This is a genomic window from Nonomuraea ferruginea (assembly GCF_039540635.1).
In the GTDB taxonomy this organism is placed as follows: Bacteria; Actinomycetota; Actinomycetes; order Streptosporangiales; family Streptosporangiaceae; genus Nonomuraea; species Nonomuraea ferruginea.
This window is the reverse complement of record NZ_BAABFD010000007.1, coordinates 1-23,752: the sequence shown is the minus strand read 5'-3', so window position 1 is coordinate 23,752 and position 23,752 is coordinate 1. Positions and strand designations below refer to the sequence as shown.

The 23,752-nt window shown below is 71.2% G+C and carries 20 protein-coding genes and 3 pseudogenes; 14 read left to right on the top strand and 9 right to left on the bottom strand.

All coding sequences use genetic code 11. The annotated features are described in order from the left end of the window. Positions 1–53: 53 nt before the first annotated feature. From ABD999_RS14930 to ABD999_RS14915, 4 genes and pseudogenes are all read right to left on the bottom strand, one after another. On the bottom strand, positions 54–2,186 hold the full coding sequence (locus ABD999_RS14930; RefSeq protein ID WP_271274743.1) for an acetate--CoA ligase family protein: 2,133 nt from the start codon (positions 2,184–2,186) through the stop codon (positions 54–56). Further along, positions 2,186–3,409: a formyl-CoA transferase gene (frc, locus tag ABD999_RS14925; RefSeq protein ID WP_271274742.1), complete on the bottom strand. Its 1,224-nt coding sequence runs from the start codon at positions 3,407–3,409 to the stop codon at positions 2,186–2,188. Before frc ends, ABD999_RS14930 begins: the two co-directional genes overlap by 1 nt. A 12-nt stretch (positions 3,410–3,421) precedes the next feature. Next, positions 3,422–5,089 carry a thiamine pyrophosphate-binding protein gene (locus tag ABD999_RS14920; RefSeq protein WP_271274741.1) on the bottom strand — a complete coding sequence of 556 codons (1,668 nt, stop codon included), beginning with the start codon at positions 5,087–5,089 and terminating at the stop codon, positions 3,422–3,424. A 77-nt stretch (positions 5,090–5,166) separates the two neighbouring features. Further along, positions 5,167–5,655: pseudogene (locus ABD999_RS14915) on the bottom strand (molybdopterin-binding protein); the annotation flags it as partial. Between ABD999_RS14915 and ABD999_RS14910 the strand changes: the two are divergent. Beyond that, a complete protein-coding gene (locus ABD999_RS14910) occupies positions 5,581–6,300 on the top strand; it encodes a hypothetical protein (protein WP_271274763.1) in 720 nt (239 codons plus the stop codon). The pseudogene ABD999_RS14915 and the gene ABD999_RS14910 sit on opposite strands and share 75 nt — an antisense overlap. A gap of 264 nt (positions 6,301–6,564) precedes the next feature. Here the strand turns inward: ABD999_RS14910 and ABD999_RS14905 are convergent. Continuing rightward, positions 6,565–6,999: pseudogene (locus ABD999_RS14905) on the bottom strand (molybdopterin molybdenumtransferase MoeA); the annotation flags it as partial. A gap of 74 nt (positions 7,000–7,073) precedes the next feature. On the opposite strand from ABD999_RS14905, the gene ABD999_RS14900 reads away from it, so the two are divergent. The 9 genes from ABD999_RS14900 (at position 7,074) to ABD999_RS14860 (ending at position 16,658) form a co-directional block, all read left to right on the top strand. Continuing rightward, on the top strand, positions 7,074–8,051 hold the full coding sequence (locus ABD999_RS14900) for a 2-dehydropantoate 2-reductase (RefSeq protein ID WP_148033370.1): 978 nt from the start codon (positions 7,074–7,076) through the stop codon (positions 8,049–8,051). Positions 8,052–8,089: 38 nt separating this feature from the next. Then, positions 8,090–9,991: a molybdopterin oxidoreductase family protein gene (locus ABD999_RS14895; RefSeq protein WP_271274740.1), complete on the top strand. Its 1,902-nt coding sequence runs from the start codon at positions 8,090–8,092 to the stop codon at positions 9,989–9,991. A 3-nt stretch (positions 9,992–9,994) separates the two neighbouring features. After that, positions 9,995–11,896 (top strand): NAD(P)H-dependent oxidoreductase subunit E, encoded by a 1,902-nt coding sequence (locus ABD999_RS14890; RefSeq protein WP_345482746.1) that lies wholly within the window; start codon positions 9,995–9,997, stop codon positions 11,894–11,896. Continuing rightward, entirely contained in the window at positions 11,896–12,735 is an 840-nt protein-coding gene (locus ABD999_RS14885; RefSeq protein WP_261808883.1) for a 2Fe-2S iron-sulfur cluster-binding protein, read from the top strand. Before ABD999_RS14890 ends, ABD999_RS14885 begins: the two co-directional genes overlap by 1 nt. Further along, entirely contained in the window at positions 12,728–13,588 is an 861-nt protein-coding gene (gene fdhD / locus ABD999_RS14880; RefSeq protein ID WP_148033373.1) for a formate dehydrogenase accessory sulfurtransferase FdhD, read from the top strand. The genes ABD999_RS14885 and fdhD overlap by 8 nt, the downstream gene beginning before the upstream one ends. 121 nt (positions 13,589–13,709) lie before the next feature. Continuing rightward, positions 13,710–14,621 (top strand): metal ABC transporter substrate-binding protein, encoded by a 912-nt coding sequence (locus ABD999_RS14875; protein WP_261808748.1) that lies wholly within the window; start codon positions 13,710–13,712, stop codon positions 14,619–14,621. Then, positions 14,618–15,394, top strand: coding sequence for a metal ABC transporter ATP-binding protein (locus ABD999_RS14870; RefSeq protein WP_271279833.1), 777 nt, complete (start codon positions 14,618–14,620; stop codon positions 15,392–15,394). Before ABD999_RS14875 ends, ABD999_RS14870 begins: the two co-directional genes overlap by 4 nt. Beyond that, positions 15,391–16,272, top strand: coding sequence for a metal ABC transporter permease (locus ABD999_RS14865; RefSeq protein ID WP_148033376.1), 882 nt, complete (start codon positions 15,391–15,393; stop codon positions 16,270–16,272). The genes ABD999_RS14870 and ABD999_RS14865 overlap by 4 nt, the downstream gene beginning before the upstream one ends. Continuing rightward, positions 16,269–16,658, top strand: coding sequence for a Fur family transcriptional regulator (locus tag ABD999_RS14860; RefSeq protein ID WP_219549718.1), 390 nt, complete (start codon positions 16,269–16,271; stop codon positions 16,656–16,658). Before ABD999_RS14865 ends, ABD999_RS14860 begins: the two co-directional genes overlap by 4 nt. Here the strand turns inward: ABD999_RS14860 and ABD999_RS14855 are convergent. Then, entirely contained in the window at positions 16,598–17,494 is an 897-nt protein-coding gene (locus tag ABD999_RS14855) for a DMT family transporter (RefSeq protein ID WP_271279832.1), read from the bottom strand. The two genes, ABD999_RS14860 and ABD999_RS14855, sit on opposite strands and share 61 nt — an antisense overlap. Before the next feature lie 92 nt (positions 17,495–17,586). On the opposite strand from ABD999_RS14855, the gene ABD999_RS14850 reads away from it, so the two are divergent. Continuing rightward, positions 17,587–18,135 (top strand): CGNR zinc finger domain-containing protein, encoded by a 549-nt coding sequence (locus ABD999_RS14850; RefSeq protein ID WP_148033379.1) that lies wholly within the window; start codon positions 17,587–17,589, stop codon positions 18,133–18,135. Here ABD999_RS14850 and ABD999_RS14845 read toward each other — a convergent pair. From ABD999_RS14845 to recO, 3 genes are read right to left on the bottom strand one after another with little or no spacing between them, the layout of a single operon-like run. Then, positions 18,111–18,596, bottom strand: coding sequence for a potassium channel family protein (locus tag ABD999_RS14845; protein ID WP_219549717.1), 486 nt, complete (start codon positions 18,594–18,596; stop codon positions 18,111–18,113). The genes ABD999_RS14850 and ABD999_RS14845 overlap by 25 nt on opposite strands. Before the next feature lie 29 nt (positions 18,597–18,625). Then, positions 18,626–19,399, bottom strand: coding sequence for an isoprenyl transferase (locus ABD999_RS14840; RefSeq protein ID WP_148033381.1), 774 nt, complete (start codon positions 19,397–19,399; stop codon positions 18,626–18,628). Continuing rightward, positions 19,396–20,130 carry a DNA repair protein RecO gene (gene recO / locus ABD999_RS14835; RefSeq protein WP_148033382.1) on the bottom strand — a complete coding sequence of 245 codons (735 nt, stop codon included), beginning with the start codon at positions 20,128–20,130 and terminating at the stop codon, positions 19,396–19,398. The genes ABD999_RS14840 and recO overlap by 4 nt, the downstream gene beginning before the upstream one ends. Positions 20,131–20,277: 147 nt before the next feature. On the opposite strand from recO, the gene ABD999_RS14830 reads away from it, so the two are divergent. From ABD999_RS14830 to ABD999_RS14820, 3 genes and pseudogenes are all read left to right on the top strand, one after another. Beyond that, positions 20,278–21,810 carry a CDP-alcohol phosphatidyltransferase family protein gene (locus tag ABD999_RS14830; protein ID WP_148033383.1) on the top strand — a complete coding sequence of 511 codons (1,533 nt, stop codon included), beginning with the start codon at positions 20,278–20,280 and terminating at the stop codon, positions 21,808–21,810. After that, on the top strand, positions 21,807–22,526 hold the full coding sequence (locus ABD999_RS14825; protein ID WP_148033384.1) for a DUF5941 domain-containing protein: 720 nt from the start codon (positions 21,807–21,809) through the stop codon (positions 22,524–22,526). The genes ABD999_RS14830 and ABD999_RS14825 overlap by 4 nt, the downstream gene beginning before the upstream one ends. Before the next feature lie 125 nt (positions 22,527–22,651). Then, positions 22,652–23,752: pseudogene (locus ABD999_RS14820) on the top strand (hypothetical protein); the annotation flags it as partial.

Genomic DNA, 23,752 nt, shown 5'->3' with positions numbered 1-23,752 from the left:
TTGTTCTCCTGCGCTGCCCCGATCGCCCCCTCGCCAGGTGATGAGCTCGGCTCTTAGCTCAGCAGCCCGGCCGCTCTTGCCCAGCGGTACTTGGCGCCCAGCACCGCCACCGGCTTCTCGGTCGTGTAGGGGTACGCGACCACGCCGTGCTCGAACAGGTACTCCGACGCCTCCTCGACCTCGGTGTCTCCGGCAAGCGAAGCCACGACGGGCTTGACGTTGCCCTTCTCCCGCTCCTCCGCCACGACGCGGGCGATCAGCTCCGCGAAGACCATCGGCGGGGTCACGATGGTGTGCCAGTAGCCCAGCACGAGCGCGTGGATCCGGTCGTCGGCCAGGCCGAGCCGGACCGTGTTCTGGTAGGTCGACGGCGGCTCGCCGCCGGTGATGTCGACCGGGTTGCCGGCCGCGCCGAACGGCGGGATGAAGGCGCGGAACGCCTCGTCCAGGTCCGGCGGGATGTCCATCAGCGTCAGCCCGGCGTCCACGCAGGCGTCCGAGAGGAGCACCCCGGAACCGCCCGCCCCGGTGATGATGACGACGTTCTCGCCCTTGGGCGCGGGCAGGATCGGCAGCGCCCGCGCGTACTCGAGCATGTCGTTGAGCCCGGGCGCGCGCACCACGCCGGCCTGCCGCAGGATGTCGTCGTACACCTTGTCGTCGCCCGCCAGCGCCCCCGTGTGGGAGCCGGCGGCCCGCGCGCCCATGGCGGTGCGCCCCGCCTTGAGCACGATGACCGGCTTCTCCTTGACGACCCGGCGGGCCGCGTCGACGAAGCCGCGGCCGTCCTTGAGGTCCTCCAGGTGCATGGCGACGGCCTTGGTGTTGTCGTCCTGCTCGAAGAACGTCAGCAGGTCGTCCTCGTCCACGTCGGCCTTGTTGCCGACGCCGACGATCGCCGACACGCCCATCTTGGTGGTCCGGCTGAAGCCCAGGATGGCCATCCCGATGCCGCCGCTCTGCGAGGTCAGCGCCACGCTGCCCTTGACGTCGTACGGGGTGCAGAACGTCGCGCAGAGGTTCTCCGGCGTGTAGTAGTAGCCGTAGATGTTGGGGCCGAGCATCCGCACGCCGTGCCGCCTGGCGATCTCCACGATCTCCTGCTGGCCCTCGACGTTGCCGGTCTCGGCGAACCCCGACGGGATCATGATCGCGCCGGCCACTCCCTTGCGCCCGGCGTCCTCCAGCGCGGCCGGGACGAACTTGGCGGGGATGGCGAACACGGCCACGTCCACGTCGTGCGGCACGTCGGAGATGCTCTGGTACGCGGGCAGCCCCATGATCTCGGGGGCCTTGGGGTTGATCGGGAAGATCCTGCCCTGGTAGCCGCCGTTGATGAGGTTGCGCATGACCGAGTTGCCGATCTTGCCGTCCTCGGCGGAGGCGCCGATCACGGCCACCGAGCGCGGCTTGAAGATCCGCGTCATCTGCCGCAGGATCTCCTCCCTCGGCAGCCGGTCGGGCTCCCTGGCCGGCTCGCCGATGATGATGCGCACGTCCGCGGCGACCGCCCCGCGCGCGTCGGCGAAGACCGGGTTGAGGTCCACCTCGGCGATCTCGGGGAAGTCCGTGACGAGCCTGCTCACGCGTTCGATCAGTTCCGCCAGCGCCTTGCGGTCGGCCGGCTCCGCGCCGCGTGCCCCACGCAGCACCTCAGCCGCTTTGATGTCGTCCAGCATCCCCAGCGCCTCATCACCCGAAACCGGGGCAAGCCGGAAGGTGACGTCCTTGAGCACCTCGACCAGGACACCGCCGAGGCCGAACGCGACGACCTTGCCGAAGGTGGGGTCGGTGACCGCGCCCACGATGACCTCGTGGCCGCCGCCGACGAGCTGCTGCACCTGGACGCCGTCGATGCGGGCGTCGGGGTCGTACGCCCGCGCGTTGGCCAGGATCTCGTCGAAGCCCTCCCGTACCTCCTCGGCCGTCTTCACCCCGACCAGCACGCCGCCGGCGTCGGTCTTGTGCAGGATGTCCGGTGAGACGATCTTCAGGACGACCGGGAAGCCGATCTCGGCCGCCAGCTCGGCGGACTGCCCCGCCGAGGTGGCCAGGCCCTCCCCGGGGGTGGCGATCCCGTACGCCTGGCAGATGCCGCGCCCCTCGGGGGCGGTCAGTGCCGTGCGGCCCTCGGCCAGCGCCTTGTCCAGCACGTCCCTGACCGCGCCGCGCGCCCCTTGCTCCACTAGATGACTCCGTTCGTCTTGAGCTCGGCCAGCTCGTCGGGGCTCACGCCCAGCTCGCCGTAGATCTCCTGGTTGTGCTCGCCGAGCAGGGGCGACGTCCTGACCTCCACCGGGGAGTCGGACAGCTGCAGCGGGCTGCCGACGGTGAGGAACTCGCCCCGCTCCGGGTGGTCGACCGCGACGACCATGCCCTCCTCGCGCAGCGACTCGTCCTCGATCAGCTCCTTGGTGGACAGGATCGGCCCGCACGGCACGTTGGCCGCGTTCAGCTTGTCGAGGACCGTCCACTTGTCGTGCCTGATCGTCCACTCCTCGATGAGCTGGAACATCTTGTCCAGCTTGGGCAGCCGCGCCTCGGGCGTGGCCCACTCGGGGTCGTCGGCCAGCTCGGCGCGGCCGATGATCTCCGAGATGGGCTTCCAGCCGACCGGCTGGACGATCACGTAGATGTAGTCGTTCGGCCCGCCGGGCGCGCAGCGCACCGCCCAGCCGGGCTGGCCGCCGCCGCTGGCGTTGCCGGAGCGGGGCACCTCGTCGCCGAAGGTCTTGTTCGGGTACTCGCGCAGCGGGCCGTGCGCCAGCCGCTGCTGGTCGCGGAGCTTGACCCGGGCGAGGTTCAGTACCGCGTGCTGCATGGCCACCTGCACCCGCTGGCCCCGGTCCGTGGTCTGGCGCTGATAGAGCGCGGCCAGGATGCCGGCGACGGCGTGGATGCCGGTGCCGGAGTCGCCGATCTGCGCGCCGGTGGCCAGCGGCGGGCCGTCCTCGAAGCCGGTGGTGGTCATCGAGCCGCCCATCGCCTGGGCGATCACCTCGTACGCCTTGAACGCGCGGTAGCGGCCGGGGCCGAAGCCCTTGATGGAGGCGTAGATCAGGCGCGGGTTGAGCTCCTGGAGCCGCTCCCAGGTGAAGCCCATCCGGTCGACGGCGCCGGGGCCGAAGTTCTCCACCAGGACGTCGGACTGCTTCACCAGCTCGGTGAAGATCTCCTTGCCGCGCTCGGACTTCATGTTGAGCGTGATGCTGCGCTTGTTGCAGTTCAGCATCGTGAAGTAGAGGCTGTCGACGCCGGGCAGGTCACGCAGCTGCTGCCGGGTGATGTCGCCGGTGATGGACTCCAGCTTGACCACGTCGGCGCCCAGCCAGGCGAGCAACTGGGTGGCGGACGGGCCCGACTGGACATGGGTCATGTCGAGGACGCGGACACCTTCGAGTGCCTTCATGTTCGGACCTGCCTACTTGTACATGGTCTGGTTCATGGTTCCCGGGGCGTACACGTCGGGATCGACCCAGACGTTGATGAGCGACGGTTTGCCGGACTCCCGGGCCCGCTCCAGCGCGGGGCGGATGTCGGCCGGGTCGCGGACCTCCTCGCCGTGGCCGCCGAGCAGCTTGGCGAACTCGCCGTAGCGGACGTCGCCCAGCGTGTTGCCGACGCGGGCGCGGTCCTCGCCGTACTTGGCGGCCTGGCCGTACCTGATCTGGTTCATGGACGAGTTGTTGCCGATCACGCCGATGAACGGCAGGTCGAAGCGGACCATGGTCTCGAAGTCCCAGCCGGTGAGGCTGAAGGCGCCGTCGCCGAAGAGGCAGAGCACCTCCTTGTCCGGGCGGGCCTTCTTCGCAGCCATCGCGAACGCCATGCCGACGCCGAGCGTGCCGAGCGGGCCCGGGTCCATCCAGTGGCCGGGCGACTTGGGCTGCACGACCTGGCCGGAGAAGGTGACGATGTCGCCGCCGTCGCCGATGTAGATGGTGTCCTCGGTGAGGAACTCGTTGATCTCGTGGACCAGCCGGTACGGGTCGATGGGCTGGGCGTCGGAGAGCTGGCGGGGCAGCCGCTTCTCGTACGCTCGCGTCTCGACCGCGCGCAGCTCCTCGATCCACTCCTTGCGGCGGGCGGCGCCGTTCTCCACCCGCCCGCTGGCCGCCTGCGCCGCGGCCGACAGGATGAGGCCGGGGTCGCCGACGATGCCGAGGTCGATGTCGCGGTTCTTGCCGACGGTGCGGTAGTCGAGGTCGATCTGGACGACCTTGGCGGTGGGCGACAAGCGCTTGCCGTAGCCCATGCGGAAGTCGAACGGGGTGCCGACGATGATGATCAGGTCGGCCTCGGTGAAGGCGTAGCGGCGGCTGAGCTGGAAGTGCATCGGGTCGCCCGGCGGCAGCGTGCCGCGCGCCGAGCCGTTCATGTAGGCCGGGACGTCGAGGCCGCGCACGAAGTCGATGGCCGCGTCGGTGGCCCGGCAGGTCTGCACCTGGCTGCCGAGCAGGATCGCCGGCTTCTCCGCGTGCGCCAGCATGTCGGCCAGGCGCTCGATCGACTCCGGGTCGCCGGCCTGGCGGGTGGAGGCCCGGTAGTTCTTCGGGATCCTGGCCTTGTCGAGCGGCACCTTGGCGTCCAGCACGTCACGCGGGATCTCCAGGAACGACGGCCCCGGCGCGCCGTGATAGCACTCGCGGAAGGCCATCGACACCAGGTCGGCCACCCGTTCCGTGGTCGGCACCGTGGCCGCGAACTTGGTGATCGGGGCCATCATGTCGACGTGGGGCAGGTCCTGCAGCGAGCCCATCTTGTGCTGGCTCAGCGCGCCCTGGCCGCCGATCAGCAACATCGGGCTCTCGGCCCTGAAGGCGTTGGCCACGCCGGTCACCGCGTCGGTCGTGCCCGGCCCCGCGGTGACGACCGCGCAACCGGGCTTGCCGGTGATGCGGGCGTAACCGTCGGCGGCGTGCGCGGCCACCTGCTCGTGTCGTACGTCGATGACCTCGATGCCCTCATCGACACAACCGTCGTAGATGTCGATGATGTGGCCGCCGCAGAGCGTGTAGATCACTTCCACGCCCTCGGCCTTGAGCGCTTTGGCTACCAGATGACCGCCAGAGATCGTTTCCGACATCATGCACCCTTTCCGGCGACTGTCTATCGCATACTGCATACCGTATGAAGGCAATGGTTACCCTCTCCTCACCGAGCTGTCTAGCCCCCAGTGGGCAACTCGATCAGCTCGACCTGCTCCCCCGACCACCCCGGCGGCACCACCGCCAGGGCCTCGGCCAGCGCCGCTCCCCACAACGACCCCGGCCTGTCGTGCCCGACGGGAATCGCGCCCCGGCCCGACCTGAGCACCGGAACCAGCCGGGTGTCCCGCTCGTGCGCCCGCACCGGCCCCGCCAGCGCGCTGCTCTCCCGCCGCACCCCTGCCCCCCGCATCCCCCGCAGTACGGGAACGAGCAGCGTCATGGCGGCGGCCAGCGCCGCGAACGGGTTCCCCGGCAGGCCCACCACGAGCGTCCCCCCGGGCAGGCGGGCGAGCAGCTGCGGATGCCCCGGCCGCACCGCCACCCCGTCCACGAGCACCTCCGCCCCCAACTCCCCCAGCACCCCCCGCAAATGATCAGCCGGCCCCCGCGACGACGCCCCACAAACCACCACCACCTCCACCCCACCTCCCTCCCCGGAACGGACCTGGAGGTCCTCTCGGGCTTCACGACCCTCATCAGTAAGAACCCGCAGGTCTTCGCAGGACGGAAGTCCCTCCCGCGGCGGGGACTCCTCACCGGAACGGAACCGGAGGTCCTCTCGGGGTGGACGGCCCTCACCGGGAAGAGGCGGGTCTTCGCGGGGCGGAAGTCCCTCCCGGGGAGGGAAACCCTCCGGGGGCGGGGACTTCTCGCCGGAACGGAACCGGAGGTCTTCTCGGAGCTGGGGGTTCTCTCCGGGAGAGAACCCCTCTCGCGAAGGCTCATCACCTCGGGGTTGGGAACTTTCTTCGGGAGAAGACCCCCTTCGAGGCGAAGGCTGCTCACCAAAGCGGAACCGAACGTCTTCTCGGGGTTCACGGCCCTCTTCGGGAAGAAGCGGCAGGTCTCCGCGGAGAGGAAGCTCCTCGCGGGAACGGAAACCCTCCCGTGGCGGGGACTCCTCACCGGAACGGAACCGGAGGTCTTCTCGGAGCTGGGGGTTCTCTCCGGGAGAGAACCCCTCTCGCGAAGGCTCCTCGCCTCGGGGTTCGGGAGAAGAACCTTCTCGGGGTGGGGGGTTCTCGCCGGGGCAGGAGCTGAGGTGTTCTTGGGGGTTCTGTCTGGGGTGGGGTGGCGGGGCGAGGGATGACAGGGCTGTGTGGAGGGGGGTGGCGCCGTCGGGGAGGCGGGTGTGGGAGGCGAGGCGTCCTCCGGCCCAGGCGATCAGTCCCGGGAGGAACGGGCCGATGGCGTCGCGGACCCGGCCCGGTCCCGGGAGGCCGTGGTCGACCACCTCGTCGCCGGTCACCAGCACCGCGACGGACGGCACTGGCCGTACGGTGAGGATGTCGTGACCCAGCGCGGCGGCGAGCCCGGCGACGACAGGCGTCACGACGGCCCCGGCCCCGAGCACGACGGCGCCCTCGGCGATGTCCTCGCCCCGCCGCCGGATGTGCCGCCCGGCCTCGATCCGCCCGTCCACCCACGTCCCGCCCGACGCCCGCTCGTACGGGAGGACCGACTCGGACCCCGGCGGCACCGGGGCGCCCGTGGCGATCTCCACCGCCTCACCAGGCCGCAGCGCGTCCCCGTACGGGAGACCTCCCGCGAGGACCCGGCCCACCACGCGCCAGGGCGGCGCCCCCGCCACCGCGTACCCGTCCATCGCCGACACGTCCGAGCCGGGCACCGCCACCAGGGCACGCAGCGGCCCAGCGAGGCGGCAGCCGAGCGCCCAGGAGAGGGGCAGGTCAGCCGGGGGCAGCGGACGGGCGGAGCGGGCCGCGAGGTCGCGGGCGGCCGGCCACGAGAGCGCGCGCACGGCGGCCTCATGTCGAACAACGGTCATCGACGTGCTCCTTGACCCGAATTTTTCCATACTGTATACCGAATGCAAATCCGACGCGAGAACGGAGCGAGAGCATGAAGGTCGCTGTTCTTGGCGCCGGCGCCATCGGCGCGTATGTGGGGGCCGCCCTCCACAGGGCGGGAGTCGAGGTCCACCTCATCGCGAGAGGGCCGCACCTCGAGGCCATACGCAAGTCCGGTGTGATGGTGCTCAGCCCCCGGGGCGACTTCGTCGCCCACCCCCATGCCACCGACGACCCGTCCGAGGTCGGCCCGGTGGACCACGTCTTCCTGGGCCTCAAGGCGAACCACTACGCCGCCTCGGGCCCCATGATCAAGCCGCTGCTGCACGAGGCCACGAGCGTCATCGCCGCGCAGAACGGCATCCCGTGGTGGTACTTCCACGGACTCAAGGGCCCCTACGAGGGCTACCGCATCGAGAGCGTCGACCCGGGGGGCACGGTCACCGCCGCGCTCCCCCTGCACAGGGCTGTCGGATGTGTCGTCTACGCGGCCACCGAGATCGAGCGGCCCGGAGTCATCCGTCACTACGAGGGCACCCGCTTCTCCATCGGGGAACCGAGCGGCGAGCCGACCGCGCGCTGCGCGGAGTTCAGCGAGGCCATGGTGGCGGGCGGGCTGAAGTGCCCGGTGGAGACGGATCTGCGCCGGGACGTGTGGATCAAGCTCATGGGCAACATCGCCTTCAACCCGATCAGCGCGCTGGCCCGGGCCACGATGGCCGGGATCTGCCGCCACGACGGCGCGCGGGAGCTGGTCAGATCGATGATGACCGAGACGGTGGACGTGGCCAGGCGGGTCGGCTGCGATCCCGGGATCTCGATCGAGCGCCGCCTGCGCGGAGCGGAGAAGGCCGGCGAGCACAAGACCTCCACCCTCCAGGACCTGGAGAAGGGCAAACCGCTGGAGCTCGACGTGCTGCTCGCGGCGGTGGTCGAGCTGGCCGATCTCACCGGGGCCGACGTGCCCACGTTGCGCGCCATCCACGCGGTGAGCGATCTGCTCAACGAGAACCTTGTCCGTGCGGTCTGAGGACACATACCGTAGTCTGTATACAGAATGGAGGGATCATGAGCTATGACCGCCTGACCCATCCACTGGTGCGCGAGGACGGCGTGCTGCGCAGGGCGACCTGGGAAGAGGCGCTCGACCGCGCCGCCGAGGGTTTCCGCCGCAACGTCGCCGAGCACGGCCCCGACAGCTTCGCCATGCTGTCGTGCGCCCGTTCGACGAACGAGATGAACTACGTGGGGCAGAAGTTCACCCGCGTGGTCATCGGCACCAACAACGTGGACTCCTGCAACCGCACCTGTCACGCGCCCAGCGTGGCGGGGCTCTCCGCGGTGTTCGGCAGTGGCGGCGGCACCTCCTCATACCAGGAGGTCGAGGACACCGACGTGATCGTGATGTGGGGCTCGGCGGCCCGGAACGCGCATCCGATCTTCTTCCAGCACGTCTTGAAGGGCATACACAACGGCGCCCGGATGTTCGCCGTGGATCCACGGCGCACCGGCACCGCGCAGTGGGCGGACCTGTGGCTGGGCCTGAACGTGGGCACCGACATCCCGCTCGCCCACGCCATAGCCCGCGAGATCATCCACGCCGGGCTGCACAACGAGGCGTTCATCGAGCGCGCCACGACCGGCTTCGAGGAGTTCCGCGCGTCGGTCGAGCCGTGGACGCTCGGCGTGGCCGAGCAGGTCACCGGCGTGCCCGCGGACGCGATCAGGGAGCTGGCGCACGCCTACGCCCGCGCCGACCGCGCCCAGCTCTGCTGGACGCTCGGCATCACCGAGCACCACAACGCCACCGACAACGTCCGCGCGCTGATCAACCTCAGCCTGCTGACCGGCCACGTCGGCCGCTACGGTTCCGGCCTGTCGCCGCTGCGCGGCCAGAACAACGTGCAGGGCGGCGGCGACATGGGCGCCATCCCCAACCGGCTGCCGGGCTTCCAGGACATCCTGGACCCGGAGATCCGGGCCACCTTCGAGCGGGCGTGGGGGGCGCCGATCCAGCCGAAGTACGGCCACAACCTCACCGAGATGCTGGAGGCGATGGCCGAGGGCCACGTCACCACCTGCTATCTCATCGGTGAGAATCCGGTTCAGTCCGAGGCCGACTCGCTGGCCTGCATCAAGCGCCTGTCCATGCTCGACCACCTCGTGGTGCAGGACATCTTCCTCACCAAGACCGCCCAGATGGCCCACGTGGTGCTGCCCGCCAGCGCCGCGTGGTGCGAGGCCGACGGCACGTTCACCAACAGCGAGCGGCGGGTGCAACGGGTGCGCAAGGCGCTCGATCCACCGGGCGAGGCCCGCGACGACATCGAGATCCTCTGCCAGCTGGCCCGCAGGCTGGGCCACGACTGGAGTTACGACGGCGCCGAGCAGGTCTGGGACGAGCTGCGCTCGGTCTCCCCCGTGCACCACGGGATGACCTACCGGCGGCTGGACGAGCACCAGGGCATCCAGTGGCCGTGCTTCTCCGAGGACACGCTGGAGCCGCCGTACCTGCACGCGCGGCTGTGGGAGACCGACCCGGTCAAGCGCGGCATGCCCGCCGCGTTCGCGGTGCTGCGCCACTCGCCGCCGGTCGACCTGCTGGACGAGGAGTATCCGCTCCGCCTCACCACCGGGCGCAGGCTCGACTCGTACAACACGGGTGTGCAGTCCTCGGGGTTCGCCTCGCCGCTGCGGCGCGGGGAGACGATCGACATGTGCCCGGAGGACGCCGAGCGGCTCGGCCTCGTGGCCGGCGAGGAGGTGCGCATCACCTCGCGCCGGGCCTCGGTGGTCGCGCCCGTGTACATCGACCCCGCCCTGCGGCCGGGGCTGGTGTTCATGACGTTCCACTTCCCGGACGAGGTCGACGTCAACTCGCTGACCATCGAGGCCACCTGTCCCATCGCGGGCACCGCCGAGTTCAAGGCGGCCGCCGTACGCGTCGAGAAGCTCGTCAAGGTCGGGTGAGCGATGGATCTGCGATTCCGTGACGCGGAGCCGACGGCCGAGGAGCGCGAGGCGGTCGACGCGCTGCTCGGGCCGCCCGCCTCCGCCTGGGACGGCGGCGAGCGGACCGCGACCGACCTGCGGGTCGCGGCCCGCGCCGAGAGCTCCCGCGACCTGCTGCTGCCGGCCCTGCACGCGGTCAACGACCGGGTGGGGTGGATCAGCGAGGGCGCGCTCGACTACATCTGCCGCCGCCTCACCGTGCCGCCCGCCGAGGCGTACGGGGTGGCGACCTTCTACTCGCTGCTCTCCGTGAAACCGCGCCCGCCCCGGGTGCTGCACGTCTGCACCGACCTCGCCTGCCACGCCAAGGGCGCGGACGCGGTACGGCGGCGCGTCGAGGAGCGGCTCGGCCCGCCCGGCGAGTCCTGGCAGCCGAGCCCGTGCCTCGGCCTGTGCGAGCGCGCCCCGGCGGCCCTCGCCCTGGAGGCGGGCGACCCGCCCACGGCCGACGTGTACGGGCCGGTTCTCCCGGAGACGATCGGGGACGGAATCTGGACGGGCTTGCCCGGCTCGGGCGGCGTCCCGCTCAACGACTCCTCCAGCACGACCTCCAACGGCGCGGCCGCGAACGGCACGGCCGCCTCCGACGGGCCGCGCGCCAGGCAGACGGGGGACGCCGGGGAGCCTCCCGCCGAGGCCGCCGTGCCCCAGGCCGGGCAGGACGGGCTCGTCCTGCTGCGCCGCATCGGCGTGGCGGACCCGGCGAGCCTGGACGACTACCGGGCCAACGGCGGGTACGCCGCGCTGCGCCGGGCCTTCCGGCTCGGCCCCGCCGGGGTGATCCGCGAGGTGCTGGAGTCGGGGCTGGTCGGCCGGGGCGGCGCGGCCTTCCCGACGGGCCGCAAGTGGGACGCCGCCGCACGCCAGCCCGACCACCCGCACTACCTGGTGTGCAACGCCGACGAGAGCGAGCCGGGCACCTTCAAGGATCGCGTGATCATGGAGGGCGACCCGTACGCGCTCGTCGAGGCCATGACGATCGCCGCCTACGCCACCGGCTGCGCCAAGGGCTACCTCTACATCAGGGGCGAGTACCCGAGGGCCGTCAGGAGGCTGGAGCACGCGATCGCCACCGCCCGCGCCAGGGGCCTGCTCGGCGCCGGCATCCTCGGCCACGACTTCGACTTCGACATCGAGCTGAGAAGGGGCGCGGGCGCGTACATCTGCGGCGAGGAGACCGCGATCTTCAACTCCATCGAGGGCTTCCGCGGCGAGCCGCGCAGCAAGCCGCCGTTCCCGGTGGAGAAGGGCCTGTTCGGCAAGCCCACGGTGGTCAACAACGTGGAGACGCTGGTCAACGTGCTGCCGATCCTGGAGCACGGCGCCCAGGCGTACGCCGCGACCGGCACCGGGTCCTCGACCGGCACGAAGCTGTTCTGCGTGTCCGGCGGCGTCGCCCGGCCCGGCATCTACGAGCTGCCGTTCGGGGCGACGCTCCGCGAGCTGATGGACCTGGCGGGCCCGGTGGGCGAGCCGCGGGCGGTGCTCCTCGGCGGCGCGGCCGGGGCGTTCGTGACCGATCCCGACATCCCGCTGACGTTCGAGGGCACCAGGCAGGCGGGCGCCACGCTGGGCTCCGGCGTGGTGCTCGTGCTGGACGACAGCGTGGACCTCAAGGCGATCCTGCTGCGCATCGCCGAGTTCTTCCGTGACGAGTCGTGCGGGCAGTGCGTGCCCTGCCGGGTCGGCACCGTACGACAGGAGGAGGCGCTGCACCGCCTGTCGGAGCGGGTGGACGAGCGGGACCTGCTGCTGCTGCGCGAGGTCGGGCAGACCATGCGGGACGCCTCGATCTGCGGGCTCGGCCAGACCGCCTGGAACGCCGTGGAATCAGCCATCGACCGCTTGGGGGTGTACCGGTGATCCCGCTGCAGCCGCCTCGGCGGCTCGTCGACGTCGAGATCGACGGCGAGAACGTCCGCGTGCCTGAAGGCTCGACGATCCTGGACGCCTGCGCGGCGGCGGGCAAGGACGTCCCGACCCTCTGCTACGGCGACACGCTCACCCCGAAGAACGCCTGCCGGGTGTGCGTCGTCGAGGTGGAGGGGTCGCGGACGCTCGCCCCCGCCTGCTCCAGGAAGGTGGAGCCGGGCATGACGGTCGGCACCGACACCGAGCGCACCCGCCACAGCCGAAAGGTCGTGCTGGAACTGCTCGGCTCGTCGGTCGACCTGTCCACGACGCCGCGGGCGGCCGAGTGGATCGAGGAGTACGGCGCCGAACCCGGCCGGTTCGGCGACGACGCCGCCACCGTCGAGCAGCCCGCCAAGGTCGACAACGAGCTGTACGTGCGCGACTACGGCAAATGCATCCTCTGCTACAAGTGCGTCGACGCGTGCGGCGAGCAGTGGCAGAACTCGTTCGCCATCGGCGTGGCCGGCCGGGGCTTCGACGCGACGATCTCCACCGAGTTCGACGCGCCGCTCACCGACTCGGCCTGCGTCTACTGCGGCAACTGCGTGGAGGTGTGCCCCACCGGGGCGCTGTCGTTCAAGACCGAGTTCGACATGCGGGCCGAGGGCACCTGGGACGAGTCGCGGCAGACCGAGACCACGACGATCTGCAGCTACTGCGGGGTCGGCTGCAACCTGACCCTGCACGTGCAGGACAACAAGATCGTGAAGGTGACGTCGCCGCACGACAACCCGGTCACCCATGGCAATCTCTGCGTCAAGGGACGGTTCGGGTTCGGCTATGTCTAGGGTCTCCGTCAAGCGCCGCATCCTGCGCATCAGGGACGCCGCCCCGACGCGCAGGATCGACTCGCTCGCCGCGGAGGAGCCGCTGGAGATCCGGCTCGACGGCACCCCGCTGACCGTCACCATGCGGACCCCGGGCGACGACTTCGACCTGGCCGCCGGTTTCCTCGTCAGCGAGGGGGCCGTCGGCTCGGCGGACGACATCGCCACGATCCGCTACTGCGCGGGCGCCACCGCAGACGGGCAGAACACCTACAACGTCCTGGACGTGCGGCTCGCGCCAGGCGTCCAGGCCCCGGCCCCGCGCAACTTCTACACCACCTCCTCCTGCGGGGTCTGCGGCAAGGCCTCGCTGGAGGCGGTGCGCACCGTCGCCCGCTGGGCCGCGCACGACGACCCCGTCGAACTCGGCCGGGCGACCGTGGCGGCCCTGCCCGGCAGGCTGCGCGCGGCCCAGCGGGTCTTCGACCGGACCGGCGGGCTGCACGCCGCCGGTCTGTTCACCGCCGAGGGGGAGCCGCTCTGCGTCCGCGAGGACGTGGGCCGGCACAACGCGGTGGACAAGCTCCTGGGCTGGGCGCTCAGGAACGGGCGGCTGCCGTTGCGCGGCACCGTCCTGATGGTGTCCGGCCGGGCCTCCTTCGAGCTGGTGCAGAAGGCGGTGATGGGGGGCGTCCCGGTGCTCGCCGCGGTCTCCGCCCCGTCCTCCCTCGCGGTCGAGCTGGCCGCCGAGGAGGGCCTGACGCTCATCGGGTTCCTGCGCGGGGACTCGATGAACGTCTACGCGGGCGAACAGCGGCTGGACCTCACCTCGGGTGCCGGCTACGGCTCAGCCGGCGTACCTCCCCCGAGGTGATGGCGGGATGCCGTGCGGAAGGCCTGGCCCCCAGCCGCCGTCCGGCATCCCAAGCCATCGATTTTGACAACCATTTTCATTTCCCGGCATACTGACTCACATGATGTCAGGACATTCCCGTATGCGGGTCGCTGGGGCGCTCGCGGGCGCGACGTTGCTGGCCACGACCGCGTGCGGCGCCGACGCCGGGACCGGCGCGGCCACCGGAGACACTCCGCAGGTGGTCGCCGCCTTCTATCCGCTGCAGTGGATCACCGAGCAGGTCGGCGGCTCCGACGTCCAGGTGTCGAGCCTGACCACTCCCGGTGTCGAGCCGCACGACATGGAGCTGGGCGCCCACCAGATGGCCCAGCTGGAGGACGCGGCGCTCACCGTCTACATCAAGGGCGTCCAGCCCGCCGTGGACGAGGCCGTCACGCCCGACACGGCGTTCGACGCCGCCACCGCCGTCCGGACGATCCCGGCGGGCGGGCACGACGAGCACGAGCACGAGGAAGGCGAGGAGGCCCACGACCACGAGGTCTCCTACGATCCGCACCTGTGGCTCGACCCGTCCAGGTTCGCCGCCGTCGCCACGGAGCTGGGCGAGCGGCTGGCCGCCGCCGACCCCGCGCACGCGCAGGCGTTCAAGGACCGCGCCGCCAAGACCGCCGCCTCGCTCACCGCGCTGGACGAGGAGTTCAGCCAGGGCCTGGCCACCTGCTCGACGCGCACGATGGTCACCGCGCACGAGGCGTTCGGCTATCTGGCCGACCGCTACAAGCTGGAGCAGGTGGGCATCACGCTCGACCCCGAGTCCGAGCCCTCGCCCGCCCGGCTGGCCGAGGTGGCCGAGCTGGCCAAGCGCGAGAAGGTGACCACGATCTTCACCGAGGCGCTGGTCAGCCCCAAGGTGGCCGAGGTGCTGGCCGGCGAGGTCGGCGCGAAGACCGCGGTGCTCGACCCGCTGGAGAGCGCGCCTTCCGGCGATTACGCGTCCGCGATGCGCGACAATCTGAGGACATTGCAGACGGCCCTGGGGTGCACCACATGAGCGAGACCGCGTTCGCGATGACCGGCGGGCGGGTCGCGCTCGACGGCCGGCCTGTGCTGGCAGGCGTCGACCTGACCGTCCGCGAGGGCGAGGTCGTGACCATCATGGGCGCCAACGGCTCGGGCAAGTCGACGCTCGTGCGCGCGCTGCTCGGGCTCACGCCGCTGTCCGGCGGCACGACCCTGCTCTACGGCTCACCGCCCGCGCGTTTCCGCCACTGGTGGCGCATCGGCTACGTGCCGCAGCGCCTGGCGATCGGCGGCGGCGTGCCCGCCACCGTACGGGAGGTCGTCACCTCCGGCCGGGTCGCCCGGCGGCGCAGGCTGAGCCCCTACCGTCAGGAGGACCGGGAGGCCGTGGCCCGCGCCCTGGATGCGGTGGGGCTGGCCGACCGGGCCGGCGACTCGGCGCAGGCCCTGTCCGGAGGTCAGCAGCAGCGGGTGCTCATCGCCCGCGCGCTGGCCGGGGAGCCCGACACCTACGTGATGGACGAGCCGACCGCCGGCGTCGACGCCGGGACCCAGCGGCTGCTCGCCGACACGCTCGCCCGCCTGGTGTCCGCCGGGAAGACCATCGTCCTGGTCGCGCACGAGCTGGGCCCGCTGGAGCCGCTCATCACGCGCGGCGTGGTGGTCCGGGAGGGCCGCATCGCCCATGACGGGCCGCCCCCCGAGCCGGAGGGCGACTGCGCCAGACCGGGTCACGAGCACGTGCACCCGCACGCCGCCGAAGCCGCCGCGGGCCCGCTCCGCGGCTGGCAGGGAGAACCATGATCGACCTGAGCCTGCTCGACAAGCAGTTCTTCCAGCTCGCGCTGATCGCCGCCCTGCTGGTGGGGCTCTGCGCGCCCGCCGTGGGCACGTTCATCGTGCAGCGCAGGCTGGCCCTGCTCGGCGACGGCATCGGCCACGTGGCGCTGACCGGCGTCGCGCTCGGCTTCCTGACCGGCACCGCCCCGGTGCTGACGGCCGTCGTGGTGGCGATCGCGGGGGCCCTCGCCATCGAGCTGGTCAGGGCGCGCGGCCGCACGAGCGGCGACGTGGCGCTGGCGCTGCTGTTCTACGGCGGCATCGCGGGCGGCGTCATGCTCATGGGCATCGCGCCCGGCGGCAGCAACGCCAAGCTCAACTCCTACCTGTTCGGCGCCATCGCCAGCGTCACGACCGAGGACATCTGGGTCATCGGCGGCCTGGCCGTGCTGGTGCTCGGGGTGGTCACGGTCTTCGGCAGGGAGCTGTTCGTGCTCTGCCAGGACGAGGAGATGGCCAGGGCCAGCGGGCTGCCGGTGCGCTTCCTCAGCGTGCTGGTCGCGGTCACGGCCGCGCTGACCGTGGTCATCGCCATGCGGGTGGTCGGCCTGCTGCTGGTCAGCGCGCTCATGGTGATCCCGGTGGCGACCAGCCAGCAGCTCACCAGAGGATTCCGCACGACGATGCTGCTGGCCATGGTGTTCGGCGTGGTGGCGTCGGTGGGCGGGCTCCTCGCCTCGACCGCCTCCACGCGGGTGCCGCCGGGGGCGGCCATCGTCCTTCTCGCCCTGGCCGGCTTCGTCCTGGCCCTCGGTGTCGGTAGATTCGTACGTCAAGGCCGATCCCAGGAGTCGAACGTGAGCCAGCAGGCAGGCAGCGTCCGCGTCAAGGAGGTCAGATGACCTCCAGGCGGCAGGCCGTCCACGAAACCCTGCGTCAGAGCGAGGGGTTCCGCAGCGCCCAGGACGTCTATACGGAGATGCGCCAGCACGGCGCGAAGATCGGGCTGACCACGGTCTACCGCGCGCTGCAGACGCTGGCCGACCACGGCAAGGTCGACGTGCTGCGCAACGACGAAGGCGAGTCGGTCTACCGCGCGTGCGCCACCGGCGAGCACCACCACCATCTGGTCTGCCGCCGCTGCGGCCACACCGTCGAGGTGGCGGGCCCCGCCGTGGAGCGCTGGGCCGAAACCATCGGCGCCGACCACGGCTTCACCGAGATCACTCACACCGTCGAGGTCTTCGGCACCTGCTCGTCCTGCTCCAAGCCGCCGGAGGCGGGCTGATCGCGACGTGACCCCCACAGCACGCCGAGCACGACCACCGCGCAGCCCGCGAGCTGCAGCGCCGACGGACGCTCGCCGAGCACGGCCGCCGACAGGCCGACCGTCGTCATCGGCTGGACGAGCAGCAGCAGCGCGGTCAGCGCGGCGGGCTGGCGGGGCAGCGAGTACGTGATGAGCGACCAGCCGAGCACCTGCGGCCCGAGCGCGAGCACCAGCAGCCAGCCGTGCTCGGGCCAGCTGACGGTGAGGTCGGCGCCGCCGAAGACCGGGCTGAGCGCCGTCATGGCGAGCGTGGCCACGACGGTGGCGTGCGCGAGCGGCGCCGCCGAGCGGTCGGAGGCGCTCTTCATGAGCAGCAGGAAGGCCGCGTACGAGAGCGACGTGGCGACGCCGGTGACCACCCCGAGCACCGGGTCGACGCCGTACGCGGCCCGGTCGAACACGCCGGAGATCAGCACGACGCCGCCGAACACCACCGGGGTGGCCGCCATCAGGGCGCGCGACGGCCGCTCACGGAAGATCGCCCAGGCGGCGAACGCCACGATGAACACCTGGAGATTGCCGAGCACCGTGGCCAGCCCGGCGCCCACGTACGCGATCGAGTGGTGCCAGAACAACAGGTCGAGCGCGAACATCACGCCCGCGACCCACGCCAGCAGGCGGGGCCTGCCCCTGAACGGCCCGCGCCGGCGCCGCTCCAGCGTGGCGAGCACGATCAGGGGCGGGATCGCGTACGCGCACCGGAAGATCGCCGAGGTCGCCGGCGCCACGTCGGCGAGCCGGACGAGCGGCCCGGAGGTGGAAATGATCAGAGCGCCTGCGATCGCGATCAGCACGATTCGGCGGTGTGAACTCATCGGAAATCCCAGGCCCCCCGTGGGAGAGATACGCTGCGACCACGCTAGAACCGGCCCCGACAGGAGTCAACATGCCCTTTGGCCATGACATGCAGCATTCCCTGGGCACCGTCGTCGAGCTCGTCAACACCTCCCCGTCGACGGGCGGCGAAGACCGGCTCGCCACTCTGACCGAGCTGCAGTCCTTCGTCGAGGGGCGGCAGGTCAGCGGTCTGGGCGGGCTCACCGCGCGTGATCTGGGCCAGGTCCGGATGATACGGGAGGCGTTCTACCGCGTCTTCACCGCGGCCGACCAGCCGACGGCGGTGCGCCTGCTCAACGGGCTGCTCTCCGAGACGCGCATAACGCCGCGCCTGACCGAGCACGACGGCCATCCGCTGCACGTCCACTACTTCGCCCCGGACGCCACGCTGGCCGAGCACCTGGCCGCCGACTGCGGCGTCGCGCTGGCCCACCTGCTGGTGGAGGACGAGTGGGAGCGGCTCCGCACCTGCGCGGCGCCCGACTGCGAGCACGTCTTCGTCGACGAGTCGCGCAACCGCAGCCGCGTCTACTGCGACAGCCGCACCTGCGGCAACCGCATGCACGTCGCCGCCTACCGCGCCCGCCGCCGCGCCTGACCCGCCTTGAGCTTGCCGGTCAGCAGGGTCGCGGCGGTGGCCAGCACGATGAGGTTGAACGCCATCTGCACCAGCACCAGCCCTCTGGCCAGCTGACCCTGCGCGTGCACGTCGCCGAACCCGACGGTGGCCAGCGTGGAGACCGCGAAGTAGAGCGCGTCCGTCCTGGTCTCCAGGCCTGCGAACTCCCCCTCCCGCCAGTAGGCCACGTTGTAGTCGGCGAGCGCGAACAGCACCACGCCCGCCACGGTGATCAGTGCCAGCGTGGCCGGGGTCAGCCCGCCCTCGTCGCCGGCCGACTGCTGCCTGGCCTCCCTCACGACGCTCCAGCACACCAGGGCGAGACCGGCGATCACGCAGGCCACCCGCAGGAACCGCACCCAGTCGGGCTGGTCCTCCTGCAGGGGCACCACGTAGTAGGCCGCGATGATCAGCGCGGTGTGCCAGGCGAGTCGCCGCATGCGGGAAGAGTTCCCCGCGCGGGGAACGGTTAGACCGGGTTGGGCAGAGCTCCGCCGTAACGCCGGTCGCGCTTGGCGTAGATCTCGCACGCCTCCCACAGGTCCCTGCGGTCGAAGTCGGGCCAGAGCCGGTCGAGGAAGACCATCTCCGCGTAGGCCGACTGCCACAGCAGGAAGTTGGAGAAGCGCTGCTCGCCCGACGAGCGCACGAACAGGTCGACGGCCGGGATCTCGGGCTCGTCGAGATAGCGGGCGAAGACCTTCTCGTCGACCTTGGACCGCTTGACCCGGCCCGCCTGGAGGTCGTCGGCCAGCCTGAGTGCCGCGTCGACGATCTCGGCCTGGCCGCCGTAGTTGACGCAGAACTGCAGCGTCAGCTTGCGGTTGGCCCGGGTCATCTCCTCGGCGGACTGCAGCTCGGAGATCACGCTCTTCCACAGCCGGCCCGGCCTGCCCGCCCAGCGCACCCGCACGCCCATCGCGTGCAGCTCGTCGCGGCGGCGGCGGATCACGTCGCGGTTGAAGCCCATGAGGAAGCGCACCTCGTCGGGCGAGCGCTTCCAGTTCTCCGTCGAGAACGCGTAGGCGCTCAGGTAGGGGATGCCCAGCTCCAGAGCGCCCTCGATGACGTCGAACAGCGACGACTCCCCCGCTTTGTGCCCCTCGGTGCGGGGCAGCCCGCGGGCCTTGGCCCACCGGCCGTTGCCGTCCATGACGATGGCCACGTGGCGGGGCACCAGCTCACGCGGGATCGGCGGCGGGGTCGCGCCGGACGGATGGGGTGTCGGCGGGCGGACGTTCAAACGGGCTCCCTTTCTACGTGGCGGAGCGAGCGTATCCCGTGTTCGAGGTGCCATTGCAGATAGGCGGCGACCAGGCCGCTGCACTCGCTGCGGTGTCGCTGCTCGGACGCGTCGGCCGTCGCCCAGTCGCCGCGCAGCAGCGCCGTCATCAGGCCGATCGTCTCACCGGCGGGCACCGCCGCGCCGGCGGGCCGGCACGCCCCGCACACCACGCCGCCCGCCACGATGGCGAACGCCCTGATCGCGGGCGCCCGGCACTTGGCGCACGCCTCCAGCGCGGGCGCGTATCCGGCGACGGCCAGCGAGCGCAGGAAATAGGCGTCGAGCACCAGCCGGGGTTCGTGATCGCCCTCGCCGAGCGTGCGCAGCCCGCCCACCAGCAGCAGGAACTGCCGCAGGGCCGGCTCCTTCTCGCCGTGGGTCAGCCGGTCGGCGGTCTCCAGCATCGCGGTGCCGGCGGTGTAGCGCGGGTAGTCGCTCGCCAGCGCCTCGCCGTACGGCCTGATCGTCTCCGCCTGGGTGACGACGTCGAGCGTGCGGCCGGTGTGGAGCTGGAGGTCGACGTGGGTGAACGGCTCCAGCCTCGCCCCGAAGCGCGAGGTGGTGCGGCGCACCCCCTTGGCGACGGCCCGGATCTTGCCGGTGCGCTTGGCCAGAACCGTGACGATGCGATCGGCCTCGCCGAGCTTCTGCGTGCGCAGGACCACGCCCTCGTCACGATAGAGACTCACCCGGCCATCCTACGGTCGTATCAAAGTGACGACACTTCGTGCTACTCCCATGGCGGTGTGACACGCCTTTCCGCAACCGTCACTAGACTTTGACGCCTGTTCCGCATTGCCCACTGTTCACCCCTCCGTTACCGCCGAAAGGTAGTCATGACCCGCGTGGTCCTGCTGGGCTCTTCACCCGGCCCCGACACCGCTCCGACCGGCTTGAGGCTCGCCGCACTTCCCGGCAATCCCACCGTCGCGGAGCGACTGCGCAACCAGGTCCTCACCATGGACCCGACGCCCGCCACGATCGGCTCCGGCGACGTGGCCGCCGCCCTGCGCGCACTGGCGGAGGTCGCGGAGTCCGCGACCGAGCCCCTGTTCATCATCCCGGAGAACTCGGTCATCCACGACGAGCTGATCTACCAGATCAACAAGACCAAGCGCGGCGCGCTGGTCCTCGTCGCCAAGGAGCCGCGCCCGGTGGCGGAAGAGGAGGGCGAGGAGACAGAGGACGACCAGCTCAACGGTAACGTCCCGATAGCGGAGGCCGAGCCCGAGATCGGCATGAACGAGGTGGAGGGCCTGCCGGTCCGCTCCCGCATCGGCAAGACCAGGGTCATCTCGGTGGGCACCGCCACCCACCTGGTGACCAGGCCCAACGCCGTGCTGCTCGGCCCGATGTACATCAGCGCGCGCAACGCGCCGATGCTCGCCGAGACCTGCCGCGAGCTGGCCGCGATGGCGTCCGCCTTCGGCGACGACGACGACCTGGTCCAGATCATCGCCTTCGGTCTGGTGCGCAAGGGCGTGTCGGTCGGCATCCGGGGCCGCCGCGACCTGTTCTACCGCCGCGTCACCTCCCAGGAGCAGGCCAACGAGGCCGCCGTCGAGATGTCCGGCTTCGACGAGGACCGCGCCAGGCTCAACAACGCGGTCAAGGGCGCCGACGGCTTCTTCACCACCTACTTCGTCTCGACCTACTCCCGGTTCATCGCCCGCTGGGCGGCCCGGCGGGGGCTGACGCCCAACCAGGTCACGCTCATCTCGATCGCCCTCGGCGTGGCCGCCGCCGCCTGCTTCGCCACCGGCCAGCGGCCGTGGATGATCGCCGGCGGGCTGCTGATCTACTTCGCCTTCGTGTTCGACTGCGTCGACGGCCAGGTCGCCCGCTACGCCCGCAAGTTCGGGGTGCTGGGGGCGTGGCTCGACGCCACGTTCGACCGGTTCAAGGAGTACGTCGTCTTCGCCGGACTGGCCGTGGGCTGGGTCGTGGCGGGCAACGGCGGCGACGACATCTGGATCTTCGCGCTGGCCGCCATCGGCCTGCAGTCCGTGCGCCACCTGCTCGACTTCTCCTTCGGCATCTCCAACCGCCGCAAGCCCCCGGCCAAGCTGCCCACGCTGGCGCTCGACGCCCGCGACGACCGTGACCTGCGCCAGGCCCTGGAGCGCCGCAAGGTCGAGCAGAGCAGTGGCGTCAAGCGCATGCTCAAGATGTGGTCCAAGGCCGGCAAGTACCGCGCGGTCCACTGGGCGCGTAAAATGATCGTGTTCCCCATCGGCGAGCGGTTCGCGGCCATCGCGATCACCGCTGCGCTCTTCGACGCCCGCATTACCTTCCTCACGCTGGTGATCTGGGGCTCCGTCGCCGCCGTTTACACTCTCACCGGACGCCTCATGAGGTCGCTCGCATGATCACCCAGCCGCAGGCCGCCGCAACCCCCACGCCGGACCCCGACGAGGAGCGCCGGCGCATCCAGACCGCCCGCCTGCTCGCCTACCGCGACGACGGTCCCCTCGTCCACGTGCTGTCGGGCAGGCTCGGCAAGGGCCTGCCGCCGGTCCCCGCCACGCTGGCCGCGCTGCTGGCCGTCATCGCCGTCACGGTGACCGGCCTGGTCCAGCCGGGCTTCACGATGCTGCTGCCGTCGCTGATCGTGCTGCTGCTGGTGCTGCCGACCGCGCCGCGCGACCACCTGGGCCGCTTCGACTGGCTCACGCCGCCGCTGCTGCGCGCCGCCGAGTTCCTCGCCATGATCGTGGTCGGCCTCGCGGCGGGGGCGCCGAAGTGGCTGCTGTTCGTGCTGGTGTACGTGGTCGGCTACCACACCTACGACACCGTCTACCGGACCCGGCAGAGCATCTGGCCGCCGGCCTGGGTGTTCTACGCCGGGCTCGGCTGGGAGCTGCGGCTCCTCATCATCGGCGCGGGCGCGGCGTTCGGCCTGGTCACGCCGGTGCTGGCGGTGCTGACGGCCTACCTGTTCGTGCTGTTCGCCGTCGAGAGCGTGACGAGCTGGGTCCGCCTGGACAAGGCGTCGGCCCAGGCGGCCGCCGACGCCGAGCAGGACCTGGAGCAGTCCCCCGAGGACGCGCTGGAGCAGGCCGCCGGCGAGGCCGAGAAAGCCTGATCTCCCCTACGCGAAAGGCGGGGCCGCCCTCACGGCCCCGCCTTTCGCGTTTCCTCCGGCACCCCGGCTTCCGCGAGGGGAGCGTTTAGGCTGAGGACTCAGGGACTCTGAGCCGGAGGAGCCGGATGGCGTTCTTGTCGCGGCTGTTCAAGCGGGGCGACCCGCTGGCCGAGCGTGAGGAGGCGCGCCGGCAGGGCATGCGCGACGCCCGGCGACACCCGCTGACGACCTTCACCGACCCTGAGAGCCGGCCCCCGTTCGTCGCCGAGGTACGTGCCCGCGCCCGCGAGCAGATCGCCGAGGCCGGCCGCCGGCTGGCCGCCCGGCGCGGCGAGTTACTCGACCAGTCCCTGGCCGCCCGGGAAGCGATCCTCCTGGAACTCAGCCGCACCGACCTCCTCCCCCAGCCCCCACCCAACGGCCACCCCGGCCCACCCGCTGATCCGTATCCGCCAGGTTCCAGGCCTTCACCCGATTCCGCAGGACCGTACGGCAATCCACCAGGTTCCAGGCCTTCACCCGGACCGTACGGCGATCCGCCAGACCCCGATTCCGCGGGACCGTACGGTGACTCTGGGGCACGCGCAGCAGGACCGTACGGTGGCTCAGGGGCACGTGCGGCGGGATCGTACGGTGATCGCGACGGGCACCCGGCGGCTCCCTACGAGGAGGACGCGTTCATCTCCATCGCCGAGGCCCGATGGAGGCGGGGTGAGGCGCGGCGGCGGGAGGCGGTGCGGGAGAGCCAGGAGAGCGTGCAACGCGCCGGCGCCCGCATCGGCCAGTACGCGCAGGAGTGGGAGAACGCCCTGGTCGAGCACGACCACGAGGTGGAGGCCGTGCACGCCCGGGCCGAGCAGATCATCGCCGCCTACCGGAGCGGCGTCATGGAGACCCACCCCCGCCGGGAGGAGATCCCACCGCTCTGGCAGGGCGAGGTCATCGCCATGGAGCCCACCGGCGAGACCCGGCTCGGCATCTCGGGGCGCGACGAGCTAGGCCGGATCCTCCACGAGGTGGAAGCCCGGGTAGCGGACTGGCACACCAAGGTCCTCCCCCACGAACTACCCTCAGCCCTCCGCCTCCCCCCGCTCGAACCTCCCCACCGGACTCAGTCCCCCCAACCTCAAGCAGACCACTCCCCCACCACCCCATCTCCACCGAAAACCCCCCACTCCCTGACGGACTCCACCGCCCCCACATCTCAGCCGCAGGCCACCGAACCC